The sequence below is a fragment of the Cellulomonas sp. genome, from assembly GCF_036279715.1.
Classification (GTDB): domain Bacteria; phylum Actinomycetota; class Actinomycetes; order Actinomycetales; family Cellulomonadaceae; genus Cellulomonas_A.
The window spans coordinates 14,871-32,398 of sequence record NZ_DASUIR010000056.1 but is presented as its reverse complement, the minus strand read 5'-3'; the positions used below and the strand labels follow the sequence as shown (position 1 = coordinate 32,398).

Here is a 17,528-nt window from a genome sequence, read left to right as displayed (position 1 = left end):
GTCACATGAGCGTGGTGCTGCCGCCGATGAGCCGTGGGCAGGGGGGAGGCGTGGAGCGGGCTCCTCGACCTGGCGGACCGCCACCCAACCGGGTGGACTCTCGTCGGCGGCCAGATGGTTCACCTGCACTGCATCGAGCGCGGCATCGCGCCGACGCGTCCGACTGACGACGTCGACGCCGTCCTCGACGTCCGAGCCGAGCCCGGCGCGCTGCACTCCTTCACGACCGCCCTCGTCGAGCTGGGATTCGCTTCGACCGGCGAGTCCTGGGAAGGCCACCAGCACCGCTGGCAGCGCGGCGCGGCGCAGATCGACGTGCTCATCCCGCGGCATCTGGGGGAGCGAGCCGCAGGGCGGCGGGGCGTGTCCGGTGGGACGACGATCGAGACGCCCGGCGCCCAGCAGGCACTGGACCGGACGCAGACCGTCGAGGTCGTTCTCGATGGGCGCAGCGGCACTGTGCGCCGGCCGAGCCTGCTCGGTGCGCTGGTCGCGAAGGCCGCCGCTCACACCGTCGTCCTCGATCGAGCCAGGGCTCGACACCTGATCGACTTCGCCGTGCTGACGACCCTCATCCGGCCGAGTGACGCTGTGGGCGAGGCCGGCCGACGTGACCGGGAGCACCTCGAAACGATGCTCGCGGCGATCGCGGCCGATCGTCGGACGTGGGCCGGCGTCGACGGAGCGGAGGACGGCATTGCACGATTGCGCCTCGCGCTCGCACCGGCACCGGCGGCCCGCGCAGTGGAGGTGGCCCCATTCACTCGGAGGCCGGCCTCTGACCCAGGGTCGTGGAGACGCTGATCCATCGCGCCGTGACCTTCTCGCGGGCCGGCAGTCGGTGGCGGGAGCCCGCGGAGCCGGCGACTCGGCGACGATGACGGCCAGGTCGAACGATGACGGAAAGGCCCCACGGGGAGCATTCTGGATGTGACGGTTGGTCCACGCTCTCGGTGAGTCCTGCAGGCTCCCGATCAACCCGAGGAGGCCGCAATGAGCTCGGTCGACGAGGGCCCGAAGGGATACGACCACGACGTCGTGGAGGCCCGCCGGCGGGCCGGGCTGGTCGCGGCCGTCGCTGGGCTGGCACTGGTGCCGTGGTTCACCCTCATCGACCGCATGGCGGGGATGCGGCCCGAGTCGCCGGAGCCTGCGGCCCCAGGCCAGGACTTCATCGACTTCTACGTCGACAACTTCGGCCGCATCCCTCTGAACACGATGCTGCGCGTCGTCCAGTGGGTGATCCTGCTGGTACTGCTGGTGGCCGTCGTCCGCGCAGCCTGCAGACGGCTGGACGTGGCAGCCATCCTGGCCATCACCCTGGCGGGCGCATCGACGGCGATCTACGTGGGGGCAGAAGGTGTCCGCCTGTGGCCTGTCCTGGCAGCCTCCGGCATGGCCGCCGACGGGCTCCGGGACGTCGTCGACCCTGAGCTCGCCCGAGCTGCGGTCCTCTCTCGTGACGGGCTCCACGCCCCGGCCGCTGTCCTCCTCGGGGCCTCGGTCCTGGTGATCGCGTGGCTGTTGGCCAGGAGCGACCTGTGGGGGCACCGGGCGATGTCCGTCCTGTCTGCCGTCGCGGGGGCCTTCGCAGTCTCCAGCGTCCTCGTCGGTCCTGAGGGCTTCGGTCCCGGCCTCATCCTCGTGCTGTGGGGCCCGGTGGTGGCGGTGGTCCTGCTCATCAGCCGACGGCGTACCCGCACGCTTGCCCCGTCGGCAGCCGAGAAGGCCGGCCGGTAGCCCGCAGGCGAGCCACTCCTTGATCTCTCGGGCCAAGCACCGCGGGCTGAGTCCGTCGAAGTCCAGGCCTCAGGCGGGCTTGCCTGCGGCGGCGGTGGTAGGTGCGTTCGATCCAGGTGATGATCGCCAGTGCTGACGGCGAAGCAGTTGGGGTCGCATGGGATAGCGCAGCGCTCGCCTCTCAGCAGGTGACATGGAGGACGGCGTTGATGTCCCAGTCCTCGAGCTCGTCCAGCAGCCTGCAGGCGTCCTCGGTCGAGGCTGCGACGATGGTGACACCCCGACGAAGCGCCTCCTGCTCGACCTCGGGTGCGATCGGCAGCGCACCGTGAGCGCCGGTCCCGATGATCAGCGTCCGGCCTGCCCATGGCAGGTCCTCGGCGGCGGACAGCGGCGTGTGGCCGTACCGGGCGGCGAGCGGCTTCGACGGCTTCTTGTCTCGGCGACGGACCACACCGGCGTCGATGACGACGTCGTGCCGGTAGCGGCGTCCATCGACCTCGAGCGACCCGAAGCCGAGCAGGCGCGCCTTCATCGGACGTCCGCCCTGGGTGGGAGCCACGACCGTGCCCGGCGGCTGGGGTCGCACGCGTGCGTCAGGTGCGCCATGCCACCACCTCCTCGGCAGCGGGCCTCGCGCTTCGTCACCACCATCCTGCCAGCGTTCACGCAGCACCGGCAGGGGTGACGCCCGCGACGGGCGGGCAGGGGCGAGTCCTGGCGGCTAATATCCCTGCGTGGATGTGCCGCCGCTCGTCGTCGCTGTCGCCCAGGTCGCGCCCGTCCCTGGTGACGTGGGCGCCAACGCCGAGCACGCGGCGGCCCTCATCCACGAAGCGGCCGTGCGCGGTGCGCAGCTCGTGGTGTTCGGTGAGCTGTCCCTTGTCGGCTATGACGTCGACGCTCTCGACGACGAGGCCCGGTGGGTCACCGAGCGCGATCGCCGATGCGAACCCATCCGGGAAGCGGTGACGGCGACGGGCCTGAACGTGATCGTTGGTGCCCCCGTGATCGCTGATGACGGACGGCGTCTCCTCGCGTCCATCGCGGTCGGTCCTGACCGGCAGGTCATCCAGGGAAAGCAGCACCTGCACGGGGCTGAGCGCGATCGGTTCGTTCCCGACACGCCCGGTGCGCCGTTGGTCGTCGACGGCTACCGGGTCGCGCTTGCGGTCTGCGCCGACGCAGCCGTTCCCACCCACGCGCTCCGGGCAGCCGGCACCGGTGCGGACGTGTACGCCGTGTCGGCGCTCTACACGAGCGGTCAGGAACGCCGCCTCGACGTCCACATGGCCGCCCGCGCGATGGACCACCGCATGCACGTCGTGCTCGCCAACCTCGCCGGGACGGGCCCGAGCTGGACCTCATGCGGCGGCAGCGGCTTCTGGGGCCCCGACGGAGAACGCGGACCGTCCCTGGGGGTGGAACCAGGGCTGCTCGTCACCCACCTCTCGAAGGCCCCGATCCGCACGCTGCGCGCCCGTGACGCCGGCCTCCTCGACGCGTCAGGGCAGGCGCCGACACCCGACCGGTCCCACCGCCCCTGAGCCGGGCATACCCGGCCCGAGGGTGCTCCGACGAGCGGAGCAAGCCGTTGGCCGGAGCTCGTGCAGACCCGTACCGCCGCGACCACGATGCTCCCTCGCGCACGCGACCTCGTCGCTTGACCGCCCGTCCGACGGGAGGCAGGGTGGGACCACTTCCTCGCCACGACGCCTGGACTTGGGCCGAGCGAACCGGTTGTTGGCACATCCATCGGTGCGCTCTCGGCCCGCGCGCACCCCGCACCCGCGAGGTCCCATGCCTGTCAAGCAGTCCTTTGTCCCGTCCTCCTCCGCCCTCCGCCGTGCCCTGCGCCGTGCCGACGACGGAGTGACCCTGGACCGCACCGAGGCGGAGACGCTGCTGCACGCCCGTGGCGCCGACCTCGACCGGTTGCTCACGGCAGCGGGTCGGGTGCGGGATGCGGGACTCGAGCGAGCGGGCCGCCCCGGGGTGATCACCTACTCGCGCAAGGTCTTCATCCCGCTGACGCACCTGTGCCGCGACCGCTGCCACTACTGCGTGTTCGCCCAGACGCCCACTCAGCTCACGCGTGAAGGTCGGGCGCCGTACCTCTCTCCGGACGAGGTGCTCGCGATCGCCGCCGAGGGTGCCGCCATGGGCTGCAAGGAGGCGCTGTTCACGCTCGGGGACCGGCCTGAGGACCGCTGGCCGGCTGCACGCGAGTGGCTCGACGCGCACGGCTACGACTCGACGCTCGCGTACCTGCGCGCGATGGCGATCCGCGTCCTCGAGGAGACCGGCCTGCTCCCGCACCTCAACCCGGGGGTGATGTCGTGGGAGGAGATCCAGCGGCTCAAGCCGGTCGCGCCGTCGATGGGCATGATGCTCGAGACCACGAGCAGCCGGTTGTGGACCACCCCCGGTCAGGCGCACCACGGCTCGCCGGACAAGGACCCGGCGCTGCGGCTGCGGGTCCTGGAGGACGCCGGCCGCTCGGGGGTCCCGTTCACGACCGGGGTGCTGCTGGGCATCGGGGAGACGTACGCCGAGCGCGTCGACGCGATGTTCGCGATCCGCGCCTCGGACCGCCGGCACGGCCACGTCCAGGAGACGATCGTCCAGAACTTCCGGGCGAAGGACCGCACCGTCATGCGTGCGGCCGACGACCTCGCGACCGAGGAGTACGCCGCTGCGGTCGCGGTCACCCGACTCGTGCTCGGTCCGCGGGCGCGCGTGCAGGCGCCGCCCAACCTCACCGACCCGGCCGAGCTCGGTCTGCTGGTGCGTGCGGGCATCGACGACTGGGGCGGTGTGAGCCCGCTGACGCAGGACCACGTCAACCCGGAGCGACCGTGGCCGCACGTCGACGACCTCGCGCGGCTCACCGCAGAGGCCGGGTTCGCGCTCCGCGAGCGGCTCACCGCGCACCCGCACTACGTGCGCGCGGGAGAGCCGTGGATCGACCCGCGCGTCCTGCCGCACCTGCGAGCGCTCGCGGACGACGACGGCCTCGCGGTCGAGGGTCAGGTCCCGGTCGGGCGGCCGTGGCAGGAGCCCGACCCGCAGTGGGGCTCGTCCGGCCGTGTCGACCTGCACGTCGAGATCGACACCGTCGGCCGCACGGGCGACCGCCGCGGCGACTTCGACGCGGTCTACGGCGACTGGCAGGCGCTCCGCGAGGAGGCGCTCGGGACCGGGCAGCCGCAGGCCACCACGTCGGGCGAAGCCGCCGGGCAGGTCGCGGCCCGCCGCGGCGCGGCACCCGTCCCACTCACCTCCGGCTCCGACCCCGCAGTCCGCGCCGCGCTCCTGCGAGCCGAGACCGACCCCGCAGGACTCACCGACACCGAGTACCTCACCCTCTTCGGCGCCCAGGGTGCCGACCTCGAGGCGCTCGCCACGCTCGCCGACCGCATCCGCGCGGACGTCAACGGCGACGTCGTGTCCTACGTCGTCAACCGGAACATCAACTTCACCAACGTCTGCTACACCGGCTGCCGGTTCTGCGCGTTCGCCCAGCGCCGTACGGACGCCGACGCGTTCACGCTGTCGATCGCGCAGGTCGGCGATCGCGTCGATGAGGCGTGGTCGATCGGCGCGACCGAGATCTGCATGCAGGGCGGCATCCACCCGGACCTGCCGGGTACCGCCTACTTCGACCTCGCCCGTGAGGTGAAGGCTCGCCGCCCGGACATCCACCTGCACGCGTTCAGTCCGATGGAGATCGTCAACGGCGCCGCCCGCACCGGCCTGTCGTTCCGCGAGTTCCTCACCGAGGTGCGCGAGGCAGGCGTCGACACCATCCCCGGGACGGCCGCCGAGATCCTCGACGACGACGTCCGCTGGCTGCTCACGAAGGGCAAGCTGCCGGCCGCCACGTGGATCGAGATCGTGACGGCGGCGCACCAGGTCGGACTGCGCTCGTCCGCCACGATGATGTACGGCCACGTCGACAACCCCTCGCACTGGGTCGCGCACCTGCGCACCCTCGCCGCCATCCAGGACGAGACCGGCGGCTTCACCGAGTTCGTGCCGCTGCCCTTCGTGCACATGAACGCGCCGGTCTACCTCGCCGGGGTCGCCCGTCCCGGTCCGACGGTCCAGGAGAACCGCGCCGTCCACGCGATCGCGCGCCTCGTGCTGCACGGCCGGATCGACCATGTGCAGACGTCCTGGGTCAAGCTCGGCGTCGAGGGCACCCACGTCATGCTGCGCGGCGGCGCCGACGACCTCGGGGGGACGCTCATGGAGGAGACGATCAGCCGGATGGCCGGCGCCGACAACGGCTCGGAGAAGACCATCGCAGAGCTGGAGCAGATGGTGGCGGCCATCGGGCGCACGCCCCGCCAGCGGACCACCGAGTACGGCGAGCCGACCGTCGAGCGCGTCGGGACCGCCCGCCGGTTCGCCGACATCGGCTTCGCGGCGACCGGCCGCTCGCTCAAGGTGCTGCCGATCGGACCGGCGGGCGGTGAGGGCGCCGAGCACGCCTTCCACGACGGCACGCCGGTGATCGCGCGGCCTCGGCCGTAGGTGGCCACGGGCGTCGGGGTCCGACGCAGGCTCGCCCTCTCGGTTCCCTGGCGGAGATCGAGAACAATCGCGGCGGGATCGCGTTATCATCAGGAAGCCTGAAGGTCGCGCTCGGTGCCGGAGGTTCGGCTCCCGACCGACGACCGGGCGTTTCTCAACGATGAGAGGACGGTCATGACCATCACCGACACACCCCCAGCTGTCACGAGCAGTGTCCACTTCCCTCCCGGCCGGCTCTTCATCGGTGGTCAGTGGCGTGAGGCGTCCGACGGCGCCCGACGCGACGTGATCAGCCCGGCGACCGGTCGCGTGATCTCCTCGGTGGCCTGGGCGACGACGACCGACGTGGATGCGGCCGTCGCCGCCGCACGCGAGTCGTTCGACTCCGGTGTCTGGTCTCGCCTCAGCGGCCGGGAGCGGTCGCGCGTCCTGCTGAAGGTCGTCGAGCTCCTTCACGAGCGCCGTGAGGAGCTCGCGCAGCTGGAGAGCCACGACGTCGGCAAGCCCATCACGTTCGCACGGATCGTCGACACCGAGCACGCGATCCTGCAGTTCGAGTACGCGGCGAGCCTCGGCCAGCACCTGGACGGGTCGGTTCGCGAGATCCCCGCCAACGCGCACGCCTACATCCGCAAGGAGCCGATCGGCGTCGTCGCAGCGATCACCCCCTTCAACTTCCCGCTCATCCTGTCCTCGACAAAGATCGCGCCGGCCCTCATCGCCGGGAACTCGATCGTGCACAAGCCGGCCAGCGACACGCCCCTCAGCGCACTGTTCATGGCCCAGGTGCTCAAGGACGCAGGCGTCCCGGACGGTGTCTTCAACGTCATCACGGGATCGGGCGCGAGCCTCGGAGACCACCTCGTCGGCCACCCGCAGGTCGACAAGGTGGCGTTCACCGGCTCCACGGAGGTGGGGGCCCACGCCGCGGCGCTCGCGGGGCAGACCCTCAAGCCGTTCACCGCGGAGCTCGGCGGCAACGCGGCCAACATCCTGTTCGCCGACGCCGACCTCGACAAGGCCATCGGCACCGTGATCGGCGCCTTCGTCTTCAACGCCGGTCAGTTCTGCATGGCGGGTCCTCGCCTGCTCGTCGAGCGGCCGATCTACGACACGGTGCTGGGCATCCTGAGCCAGGCGGTCCCGGGCGTGCCGTTCGGTGACATCACCGACGAGGCGACAGTGATCGGGCCGCTTGCCAGCCAGAACCAGCTCGACAAGGTCACGGCCCTCGTCGAGTCCGCGCGCAGGGAGGGTGCGCAGGTCGTGTGCGGGGGTGAGCAGGTCGACATGGGCGGCGGGTTCTACTACCGGCCCACGGTCCTGGCGGGTCTGGCGTCCGATGCGGAGTGCGTCCGCGAGGAGGTGTTCGGACCGGTCCTGACCGTCGAGCCGTTCGACACCGAGGAGGAGGCCATCGCGATGGCCAACGGCACCGCGTACGGCCTGGCCTCGGGCATCCAGACCTCGAACATCGCGCGCGTGCACCGCGTCGCCAAGCGACTCGACGCCGGGATCTGCTGGGTCAACGGCTGGGCCGTGCTCGACCCGGCCGTCCCGTTCGGTGGGGTGAAGGGTTCGGGGTGGGGCCGGGAGTACGGGCCGGAGTCGCTGGCGTCCTACCAGCGGACCAAGTCCATCGTGATCGACCTCGGTGAGGACCAGGCATGAGCACGAAGACCAGGGCCGCCGTTCTGTCGGGGCCACAGACGTCGTTCACCGTCAAGGACGTCGAGCTCGGTGACCTGCGTGAGCACGAGGTCCTCGTCCGGATGGTCGCCACCGGTGTGTGTCACACCGACCTGGGTGTGTGGGCCGGTGGCATCCCCTTCCCGCTGCCCGGCGTCATCGGCCACGAGGGTGCAGGCGTGGTCGAGCAGGTCGGCTCCGCGGTCACCACGATCACCCCGGGGGACAAGGTGGTGCTGAGCTACGCGTCCTGCGGCGAGTGCCCGGCGTGCCTGCACGGTCACCCGGCCTACTGCAGCACCTGGCTGCCGCGCAACCTCTTCGCCGGGGCGCGCGAGGACGGCACGCCGACGATCTCTCTCGACGGCGCGCCCATCGGAGGGCACTTCTTCGCGCAGTCGTCGTTCGCCCAGCACGCCATCGCCGAGGAGCGCAACGTCGTCGTCGTCGATCCTGACGCCGACCTCACGACCATCGCCCCGCTCGGCTGCGGGGTGATGACCGGCTTCGGCTCGGTGTGGAACGCGCTGGACGTGCAGGCCGGCGCGCGGGTGGCGGTGTTCGGGGCTGGGGCTGTCGGGCTGTCCGGCGTCGTGGCCGCTGCGCTTCGCGAGCCCGAGCTGCTCATCGCCGTCGACGTCGTACCGGAGCGGCTCGACCTCGCGCTCGAGCTCGGGGCCACGCACATCATCAACGGCCGCGAGGAAGACGTCGTCGCCCGGATCGTCGAGATCACGGGTGGCGCGGGTCTGACCCATGCGTTCGACACCACGGGAGTGCCGGCCGTGGCGCGGTCGGGGATCGACGCCCTTGGTGCGCGTGGTCGCCTCGTCACGTGCGGTGCCCCGCCGCCCGGGACGGAGATCCCCGTGGACTTCCAGGGCATCCTCCCCGGGAAGTCGATCAGCGGGGTGACGATGGGCGACGCGGACCCGAAGTCGCTCATTCCCCAGCTCGTCGAGCTCGTGGCGAGCGGCCGGTTCCCCCTCGGCCGACTCACCAAGCAGTACACGCTCGACCAGCTCGACCAGGCGGTCGCCGACATGCACCACGGCACCACCGTCAAGCCCGTCATCGTGCACTGACGCCCCGGGAGGGCGTGGGGTCCGGAGCCTGCAGGTGCGGCGCTCCGGACCCCACGCGCCGATCGTCGGCATGCGGGGATCTGGTGCTGGCGCTCTGGTCAACATTCAGGTTTACTGATGATTGCCAGGCGCGCGAGGCGCCTCGACCCATTCCCCGGAGGTAGCAGTGTCGAAAGACCAGCTTGCCCAGATCCTGCAGGTCGGTGCGCAGTTTCCCCCGCCGGAGAACGGAGGGTTGTCGGAGTTCCGGTCCTGGTTCGAGGCCAGCAACGAGCCGACCCCGATCCCACCGGGAGCACGCATCGACCGCGTCGAGTGCGGTCCGGTCACCGGCGAGCTGATCGAGTTCGACGGCGCTGCGCAGGATTCGCTGGTCATCTACTTCCACGGTGGTGGATTCTTCTTCGGCTCGAGCCGCACCCACCGGGTCGTCGCGGCCAACCTCGCCCTCCGCTCGGGCGTGCGCGTCTTGACGCCCGACTACCGGCTCGCCCCTGAGCACCCCGCGCCGACGTGCCACCACGACGCCTACGACGTCTACCTGTGGGCCCTCGAGCAGGGCTATGCACCGTCGAAGATCTCCGTGATCGGGGACTCGGCCGGCGGCAACCTCGCGTTGGCCACCGTCGTGCGTGCGCGGGACGAGGGCCGTCTGCTGCCGGCTGCGGTCGTGCTGATGTCTCCCGCGCTCGACCTTGCCGGCGACGGCGGCTCCCACCGCAGCGAGACGGACGCGCCGCTCCTGACGGCCGAGCTCATCGCGCTCATGCTCCAGATCTACGTCGGCGACGGCGATCGTCGCTCGCCCGAGCTCACACCCTTCGATGCTGACCTGTCCGGTCTGCCGCCGGTGCTCGTCCACGTGGGGAGCTGGGAACGCCTGCGCGACGACGCCGTCACGGTGACCGAGCGGATCACCGCGACCGGCGGTGACGCGACCCTGAAGGTCTTCGACGGCATGTGCCACTCATGGCAGATGTTCGCCCCGATGCTGGACGAAGGAATGGAGTCGATCGACGAGGCGGCGACGTTCATGCGGGCGCTGATGGCCTGATCGCCGCACGCGGACAAGCACAGCCGGGACGGCCCCTGATCGGGGCCGTCCCGGCTGTGCTTCGCAGGGTCAGTAGCGGTAGACCGTTTCCGCGGTGGGGACCCCGCGCGGGCCGTAGGGCGCCTTCTCCAGCCACACGGCGGCCTCGGGGTCGGTCGCCGCACGTTCTGCGGCGAACCGGATCTGCGTGGCGGCGTCCTCGTCCGGGCGCAGGTGACCGAGAGCCTCGCCGGCTGCGTCCCGGTTGAAGAGCGCGGCGGAGCGTCTGGCCCGCGCTGCGGCCTCGATGCCGGCGGCTGCGAGCTGTGGCGTGCGTGCCGCGAGCCCGAGCGCGATCCCCTGGGCGGCGGCCTCGGCGTCGGGGACCCCGGAGTTCAGGCCGCGCGCCCCGAACGGTGCGAACAGGTGTGCCGCCTCACCGGCGAGCAGCACCCGACGGTTCGCGTCGGTGAACGTGCTGGCGACCAGCTGCATGAACTGGTACGTGGAGACCCAGGTCACGCGGTCCGCGTAGCCGTCAGGCATGACCGAGCCAAGCCACTCCCGCACCCCCGCGGAGCTGCCGAAGACCTCCGGGTCGTCGTCGGGGCGTAGCTGCAGGTCGACCCGCCACCCGCCGGCGAACGGCACGATGAGCACGTTCCGGCCGCCCACGGCCGGATGGGAGTAGTGGAACGCGCGCTCGATCGGCAGGGCGGGCTCGTCGAGCTCGGCCACGTCGACCACGATGTACCAGCCGTCGTCGCGGCTGCCCTCCATGACCGCGCCGATCTGCTTGCGCACGGCCGAGCGCGCCCCGTCCGCCCCGATCGCGTACCGAGCTCGCCACGACCCGCCGTCGGCTGTGGTCGCGGTGACGCCGTCCGGATCCGTGTCGAGCGCCGTCACGTCCTGGCCGAAGGCGAACTCGACTCCGGCTGCCAGCGCGTGCTGGCGCAGCATCGCCTCGATCTGCACCTGGGGCAGGCTGGTGAAGTGCGGCCGGGTGCCGGGCTCCGGCTCCGGGTAGGTCTTCGCGTAGACCTCGCGGCCCTCGAAGAACGTCCGTTGCGTCGCCCACCAGTAGCCGGCCTCGTCCAGCTCGTCGCCGAGTCCAGGGCTGAGCCGGTCGAGGATCTCGACCGTGGACGAGTGCGTGAAGATGGCCCGGCTGCCGGGCCGCTCGCGGTCGGCGGCACCCGCCTCGAGCACCGTTACCTCGACGCCGTACGCGCGCAGGGCGAGCGCGGCCGCCAGGCCGACCGGCCCGGCGCCGACGACGATCGCATCGCAGGTCTTCATGCGGTCCTCCCAAGAGTGTGATCCGTGCCGTTCCCGGAGGGACCGCGGTGCGCGACCCCCGGTCTGTCCGCGTAGGCGATCGCGCCGGCGTCGCTCACCGTCACCTCGAGCCTGCCGAGCTGAGATATCTCGACCGCGACGCGGTCGCCGGGCAGGATCGGCCCGACGCCCGCGGGCGTCCCGGTGAGGATGACGTCGCCCGGTTCGAGGGTCATGACGTGGCTCGCATACGCCACGAGCTCGGCGACGCCGAGGATGAGGTCGGCGGTGGACGCGTGCTGGCGCAGCTCGTCACCCACCCAGCAGCGCAGGTCGAGCGCACCGGGGTCCGGCACCTCGTCGGCGGAGACGACCCACGGGCCGAGCGGCGTGAACGTGCGGAACGACTTCCGGGTGGAGCGGTCCTCCGTCGAGCGCACCGTGATGTCCAGACCGCACGTGTAGCCGAGGACGGCATCCATCGCCTGCGCCGGGGACAGGTTCCGGGCGTGCCTCCCGAGCACCACCGTGAGCTCGCCCTCGTGGTCGGTCCGCACGTCGGTGTACGGCAGCTCGACGATGCCGCCGGGGCCGATCACAGACGACGACGCCTTCAGGAAGACGCCGAGCTCGGCGACCGTGAGCTGCTCGTGCATCTCCACCTGGTGGTCGCGGTAGTTGACCGGTGCACCGATCACCGTGCGCGGTCGCACCGGCGCGCCGAGCGTGACGTCGCCGAGCGCGACCTGCGGCAGCGACGGCAGGTCCAGGTCGGCGATCGGCGCGATGCCCTGCCCTCGCGCGAGCAGCAGGGCGAACGGGTCGGGACCGGTCAGGCCCAGCGCGGCCGTGACGTCGGCGGCGAGCGTGCCGTCCGTCGCCACCAGCAGGCGGCCGTCCGTGGTCGTGGCGATCTTCACGCGTCCACCTTCCGCAGTGCGCTGTCGGCATCCCGCAACGTCGCAGGCAGCGGTCGCGGTCGTTCGTCCTCGCCGACGAAGACCGCTGTGGTGTGCCCGACGAAGCAGGACTGCGCCGGCCCGTCCGGCCCGACCTTCACCGCCTCCCAGACGTAGCCGACCGAGGTGGTGCCGAGGTGCTCGATCTCTAGCTTCAGGTCGAAGACGTCACCGAACCGCAGCGGCGCTGAGAACTCGACCGCCAGGGCCCGGCGCGGGAACGACGTCAGCTCCGTCAGGCCGAGCTCGCGCATGAGCTCGTGCTCGACGACCTCCGCCCACCGGAATGCCGCCGTGTGGTGGATCCGTCCCGAGGCGTCGGTGTCCACCCACTCCACCCGCAGCCGCCGCGTGGTCATGACCGTGCCGCCGGCGCCTCGACGGCGGGCAGCACGATGCCCGAGGTCTGCGACTGCGCAGCCAAGGACGTGCTCCAGGCGCCGGCGATGGAGTCCACGTCCCACCCGCCGTCGTGGAACAGCACGGTGCCGACGTCGGGATGGGTGTAGAGCGTGAGCGCGTCGCCGCCGATCCCGATCGCCTGTCCGGTGACGGCGGCGGACGCGTCGGAGGCGAGCCACACCACGAGCGGCGCGACGTCGTCGGGGGAGCCGAGCGCGTGGTCGCGGCGGATCGACGGCGGGATCGGCTCGCCGCGCTCGAATGCCGCAGCGACCTCGGCGTATGCCGGGATGGTCGCGGTCATGGCGGTGAGCGCGGTGGGGACGACGGCGTTGACCGTGATCCCGGCGCGCGCGAGCTCGAGCGACCAGGTGCGGGCCATCGCCACGATCCCTGCCTTTGCCGCGGCGTAGTTGGTCTGGCCGAAGTTCCCGTGCTGGCCGGCCGGGGAACCGATCACGATGATCCGGCCGCCTTCACCCGCCGCGCGCATGTGCTGCGCCGCCGCACGAGCGGTGGTGAACGTGCCGCGGAGGTGCGTGTCGATGACGGCGTCGAACTGCTCGTCGGTCATCTTCCACAGCACGGTGTCCCGCAGCACCCCGGCATTGGTGACCAGGATGTCCAGCCGGCCGAACGTGTCGACCGCGGCACGGACCAGCAGGTCCGCCGTCGCGGTCGGGCCCACGGCGGCGGCCACCGCCACCGCTCGACCGCCGCCGGAGACGATCGAGGCCGCAGCCGTGTACGCGCTGTCGGCGTTCGCGTCGTTCACGACGACAGCTGCCCCGGCCCGGGCGAGAGCACGCGCGTAGGCCAGGCCAAGACCCTGGCCCGCTCCGGTGACGATGGCGACCTTGCCGTCCAGTGCGCCGCTCATGCGTAGTACCGCACAACCATGTGGGCGACGACGGCCGGCTTTCCGGAGCCCTCGACCTCGATCGTGCTGTTCCAGTGCGCCTGGACGCCGCCGGGCACATCGTCGAGAGTTGTGAGCGTCGTCGTGGCGCGGATGCGTGAACCCACCCGGACGGGCGCCGGGAAGCGCAGCTTGTCCAGGCCGTAGTTCACCGCGGTGCCGACCTCCACGACCTCGACCAGCTCGGCCATCGTCGGCACGATCAGCGACAGCGTGAGATAGCCGTGCGCGATCGTTCCGCCGAACGGCGTGCCGCTCGCGAAGTCGGGATCGACGTGGATCGGGTTGTGGTCACCGGTGAGGTCGGCGAACGCATCGACCTCCGCCTGCGTCACAGGCCGCCATGCGGACGGGCCGAGCGGCACGTCGAGCAGGGACGGAAGATCGGCAATCGTCGGGCGGACCGGGGTCCTGGTGTCACTCACGGGTTGCTCGCCTTCTCTCGGGACGGAACAGCTGTGCGGCCAAGGGCGATCACGGCCCGGAGGTTGAGCTTGCCGCTCATGCTGCGGTCGATCCGGTCGGAGATCACCGTGAGGCGCGGCCGCTTGTACCCGGCCAGCCGGCCCGCGATGTGTGCGTCGATCTCCTCGGACGTGACCTGCCTGCCCTTCTTGGGGGCGACAACTGCAGCAACGATCGAGCCCCACCGCTCGTCGGGCACGCCGAACACGACGCAGTCGCCGACAGCGTCATGGGTGAGGATCGCGGCCTCGACCTCGACCGGGTAGACCTTCTCCCCGCCGGTGTTCACGACGGCTGTGCCGCGACCGAGCATCTCGACCCGGTCGCCGCCGAGCCTTCGCGCGAAGTCGCCCGGGACCACGAGCCGCCGCCCGTCGACCTCCAGGTACGCCGTGGCGGTGCGCTCGGGGTCCCGGTAGTAGCCGAGCGGCATCGGGCCGCGGTAGCCGAGCAGGCCGGTGGTACCAGGCTCGTGCGGGAGCTCGTGCCCGCGCTCGTCGACCAATGTCGCGCCGGTGGCGAGCCGGAGCGACGTCGGCAGGTCCTCTGCGCTGCGCACCGTCGAGTAGGCGAACGGCCCCCCTTCGCTCGCGCCGACGATGTCGAACAGCGTCGCGTCGAGGTGCCGCAGCATGCGGGCCTTCGCCTCGTCCGACCACAGCATCCCGGAGCTCATGACGAGGCGGACGCTGCTCGCGTCGTACGGCGTCCCGGCATCCCGTGCGCGGTCGAGCTCGTCCACGAGGGGCAGGGCGATCGCGTTGCCGGCGATGATCACCCGGTCGATGCGCTGCTCGGCGACGATCGACAGCGCCAGTGCCGCATCGAAGCTCGCCTGCCCGAGGAACACGACGGTGCCTCCGAGAAGCAGCGTGTTCATCGTGTTGAACATCGCCATCGCATGCATGAGCGGGCTGATCGGCAGGGTGCGGGGAGCGCTTTCCTCCTGGTCGACCGCGACCTGGACGACCTCCTCGACCGTGGTCGGATAGGCGACGCCGCTCGCCCCGTAGGCGGAGACGAGCTGGGAGTCGAACAGCCCGCTGTGCAGCCACACCACGGCCTTGGGGGTTCCCGTGGTGCCGCCGGTGACGATGAAGATCTCGTCGGCCCCGCTGATCGGCTGCGGCTCGCGCAACGGCTCGGCGGCCAGCAGGTCGTCGTACCGCTCCACGCCGTCGGCGGCAGGACCGTCCCCCAGCTGCACCAGCCGGACCGACGGATCGGCCATCCGGCGGGCGTCCGTGACCACGGCGGACAGGGTGTCGGGGAACAGCAGCACGGACGGCGCGGTCAGCTCGAGCAGGTCGACGAGCTCCTCGCTGCGGTACCGGAAGTTGATGTTGACCGGGATCGCGCCGAGCTTGAAGGCGGCGTAGATCGCCTCCAGGTACTCCTGCCGGTTGTAGCAGAACAGCCCGATCCGGTCGCCGTGGCCCACGCCGCGCTCGTGCAGCGCGGCGGCCAGCCGCGCGGCACGCTCCTCGAGCTCGCGGTAGGTCGTGGTCCGGTCCCGTTCCACGACAGCGACGCGATCCGGGACGGCCTGCGCGACGCGGTCCCAGAGCGCGGACCAGTTCTCGTCGACCGTGGCGGGCAGGACTGGGGTCGTCGTCATCACGCTCACCCCACTCGCACGACGACGGCGCCCGCGCTGTCCCCGGCTGCGCATCCGGTGAACAGTCCCGTCCCGCCGCCGCGGCGCACGAGCGCCTCGATGAGCTCGGCGATGGCCCGCGCGCCGGTCGGGCCCTGCGGATGACCATAGATCAGCGAGCTGCCGAACGGGTTCATCCGCTCGACGGGGAAGCCGGTCTCGCGGGAGAACCACAGGTCGTTGACGGCGAACGGGTTGTGCGTCGTCATCAGGTCGATGTCGTCGATCGTCAGGCCCGCGTCGTCGAGCGCGCGCTGCGCCGCAGGCACCGGCGCCTTGGGCATGAATGCTGGGTCGGCCCGGGCGAAGCCCGTCGCAAGGATCTGGACGACCGCGCCGTCACGACCGAGCGCTGCCGCGCGGTCGCGGTCGGTCACGACGATCCCTGCGGCTCCGTCGGCAGGGTGGGTCTGCGTGCCGTAGGTCACGACACCGCCCGGGCGGACCGGCGTGAGCTTCGCCAGGCCCTCGGCCGTGGTCGGGAACACGCCCCAGTCCTCGTCGATGAGGGTCGGACCGTTCGACCGCGGCCCCGGCACGCTCACGGGGACCTGGTAGCTGCGCTGAAAGGCCCTGTCGTCGGCGAGGGACGCCCGGTACTGCTCGTAGCGCAGCAGGGTGAGGTCGTCGAGCGCGCTGCGTGTGAAGCCGCCGTCCTCCGCGGTGTTCTCCGCGGTGTCGTTCATCGACTGACCTGTGGTCGGGTCGAGCTTCATCGGGTCGTTGACCCAGTGCTCGGCGACGGGCGCGGCGCCCGGCGAGCGCTGGCTGGCGTAGATCATCAGCGGGCCGTTGCTCGTCCGGTCGGTCAGCACGCCGATCGTCGCCCGGTGGGCGCCGAGCTCGACCTGGCCGGCCAGGTGCTCGACGACGGCCGCGGAGGTCGCGCACGCCCGGGCGATCCACGGGCCGGCCGCTGCCCCCGCGCCCAGCTTGCGGGCGAGCAGCGTGACGCCGAAGAACGCCGTCGGCTGCGGGACGGTCATCCCGAGCGTCCACTCGGTGAGGTCGGCGGGGTCGACGCCGCGATCGGACAGGGCGCGCCGGGTGACGTCCTCGGCGACGTCGAGACTGTTCATCTCGGCGAGGGGGCCCTGCCACTTGGCGAACGGGGTCGACCAGGCGAGGCCGAGCGGGATGTAGGCCTTCTCGAAACGCATCCGGTCCTCCGGCGTCGACAGTGACGTGATGACCCGGTCAAACTATCAGGTTTCCTGAAGATCACAACAGGGTGAATCGCACCCCCACGTCAGCGGGTCGCGCCCGGGGACGTCCATAATGGTCCTCACGGCGACCGAAGGACATCCATGCGAGCACATGACGACGCGACGCTCCTGTATCTCATCAAGCAGGTCGAGCTCGCCGTCCGCTCACGCCTCGACGACGTGGCCGACGGCCATGGTCTGACGGCATTGCAGTACACGGCCCTGACAGTGCTCGAGAGGCACCCGGGCATGACGTCGTCGGAGCTCGCGCGCAACTCGTTCGTCCGGCCGCAGACGATGGCGCAGATGATCACGTACCTCTTGCAGCGCGGTTTCGTGCGCCGTGAGCCGGACGCACGCTCGCGGCGCCAGATCCTGATCTTCCTCACGGACGAGGGTCAGGCCGTGCTGAACAGCCTGCGCGAGCCCGTCCGCGACCTCGAGAAGGCGATGGTCTCCGGTCTGACCGAGGCGGGCGCCCGGCAGCTCGGCACCTCCCTGCGGGCTTGTCGGATCGCACTCGGCGGCGGTGCGGCGCACTGACGCGCTGGCGC

General features: G+C 71.4%; 16 protein-coding genes. 7 read left to right on the top strand and 9 right to left on the bottom strand.

Annotation, left to right across the window (positions count from 1 at the left end):
* Positions 1–624, bottom strand: a 624-nt coding sequence (locus tag VFW79_RS06240; RefSeq protein ID WP_329676454.1) for a hypothetical protein, incomplete at its 3' end; no start/stop codon positions are given.
* Between the two features lie 369 nt (positions 625–993).
* Between VFW79_RS06240 and VFW79_RS06235 the strand changes: the two genes are divergently transcribed.
* Positions 994–1,740 carry a hypothetical protein gene (locus VFW79_RS06235; RefSeq protein ID WP_329676453.1) on the top strand — a complete coding sequence of 249 codons (747 nt, stop codon included), beginning with the start codon at positions 994–996 and terminating at the stop codon, positions 1,738–1,740.
* Between the two features lie 181 nt (positions 1,741–1,921).
* Here VFW79_RS06235 and VFW79_RS06230 read toward each other — a convergent pair whose 3' ends face one another.
* Positions 1,922–2,275: an MTH938/NDUFAF3 family protein gene (locus tag VFW79_RS06230; protein WP_329676452.1), complete on the bottom strand. Its 354-nt coding sequence runs from the start codon at positions 2,273–2,275 to the stop codon at positions 1,922–1,924.
* A gap of 202 nt (positions 2,276–2,477) precedes the next feature.
* Here VFW79_RS06230 and VFW79_RS06225 point away from each other — a divergent pair, with 202 nt between their 5' ends.
* From VFW79_RS06225 to VFW79_RS06205, 5 genes are all read left to right on the top strand, one after another.
* The gene (locus tag VFW79_RS06225) at positions 2,478–3,287 is read left to right on the top strand and encodes a carbon-nitrogen hydrolase family protein (protein WP_329676451.1); all 810 of its coding nucleotides are present in this window, start codon (positions 2,478–2,480) and stop codon (positions 3,285–3,287) included.
* Between the two features lie 253 nt (positions 3,288–3,540).
* The gene (locus VFW79_RS06220) at positions 3,541–6,279 is read left to right on the top strand and encodes a bifunctional FO biosynthesis protein CofGH (protein WP_329676450.1); all 2,739 of its coding nucleotides are present in this window, start codon (positions 3,541–3,543) and stop codon (positions 6,277–6,279) included.
* Positions 6,280–6,453: 174 nt separating this feature from the next.
* The gene (locus VFW79_RS06215; RefSeq protein WP_329676449.1) at positions 6,454–7,950 is read left to right on the top strand and encodes an aldehyde dehydrogenase family protein; all 1,497 of its coding nucleotides are present in this window, start codon (positions 6,454–6,456) and stop codon (positions 7,948–7,950) included.
* Positions 7,947–9,053, top strand: a complete 1,107-nt coding sequence (locus VFW79_RS06210) for an NAD(P)-dependent alcohol dehydrogenase (RefSeq protein WP_329676448.1) — start codon at positions 7,947–7,949, stop codon at positions 9,051–9,053. Before VFW79_RS06215 ends, VFW79_RS06210 begins: the two co-directional genes overlap by 4 nt.
* 166 nt (positions 9,054–9,219) lie before the next feature.
* Entirely contained in the window at positions 9,220–10,107 is an 888-nt protein-coding gene (locus VFW79_RS06205) for an alpha/beta hydrolase (protein WP_329676447.1), read from the top strand.
* Positions 10,108–10,176: 69 nt separating this feature from the next.
* Here VFW79_RS06205 and VFW79_RS06200 read toward each other — a convergent pair whose 3' ends face one another.
* The 7 genes from VFW79_RS06200 to VFW79_RS06170 are packed head-to-tail and all read right to left on the bottom strand — an operon-like array spanning position 10,177 to position 16,929.
* Complete coding sequence (locus VFW79_RS06200) at positions 10,177–11,388, bottom strand: FAD-dependent monooxygenase (RefSeq protein WP_329676446.1); 1,212 nt, start codon at positions 11,386–11,388, stop codon at positions 10,177–10,179.
* Positions 11,385–12,287 carry a fumarylacetoacetate hydrolase family protein gene (locus tag VFW79_RS06195; protein ID WP_329676445.1) on the bottom strand — a complete coding sequence of 301 codons (903 nt, stop codon included), beginning with the start codon at positions 12,285–12,287 and terminating at the stop codon, positions 11,385–11,387. Before VFW79_RS06195 ends, VFW79_RS06200 begins: the two co-directional genes overlap by 4 nt.
* Positions 12,284–12,685, bottom strand: coding sequence for a thioesterase family protein (locus tag VFW79_RS06190; protein ID WP_329676444.1), 402 nt, complete (start codon positions 12,683–12,685; stop codon positions 12,284–12,286). The genes VFW79_RS06195 and VFW79_RS06190 overlap by 4 nt, the downstream gene beginning before the upstream one ends.
* A complete protein-coding gene (locus tag VFW79_RS06185; RefSeq protein WP_329676443.1) occupies positions 12,682–13,608 on the bottom strand; it encodes an SDR family NAD(P)-dependent oxidoreductase in 927 nt (308 codons plus the stop codon). The genes VFW79_RS06190 and VFW79_RS06185 overlap by 4 nt, the downstream gene beginning before the upstream one ends.
* Complete coding sequence (locus VFW79_RS06180; protein WP_414647891.1) at positions 13,605–14,072, bottom strand: MaoC family dehydratase; 468 nt, start codon at positions 14,070–14,072, stop codon at positions 13,605–13,607. The genes VFW79_RS06185 and VFW79_RS06180 overlap by 4 nt, the downstream gene beginning before the upstream one ends.
* On the bottom strand, positions 14,069–15,730 hold the full coding sequence (locus VFW79_RS06175) for an AMP-binding protein (RefSeq protein WP_329676442.1): 1,662 nt from the start codon (positions 15,728–15,730) through the stop codon (positions 14,069–14,071). Before VFW79_RS06175 ends, VFW79_RS06180 begins: the two co-directional genes overlap by 4 nt.
* Before the next feature lie 5 nt (positions 15,731–15,735).
* Complete coding sequence (locus VFW79_RS06170; RefSeq protein ID WP_329676441.1) at positions 15,736–16,929, bottom strand: thiolase family protein; 1,194 nt, start codon at positions 16,927–16,929, stop codon at positions 15,736–15,738.
* A gap of 147 nt (positions 16,930–17,076) precedes the next feature.
* Here VFW79_RS06170 and VFW79_RS06165 point away from each other — a divergent pair, with 147 nt between their 5' ends.
* Complete coding sequence (locus VFW79_RS06165; RefSeq protein ID WP_329676440.1) at positions 17,077–17,517, top strand: MarR family transcriptional regulator; 441 nt, start codon at positions 17,077–17,079, stop codon at positions 17,515–17,517.
* Positions 17,518–17,528 lie beyond the last annotated feature (11 nt).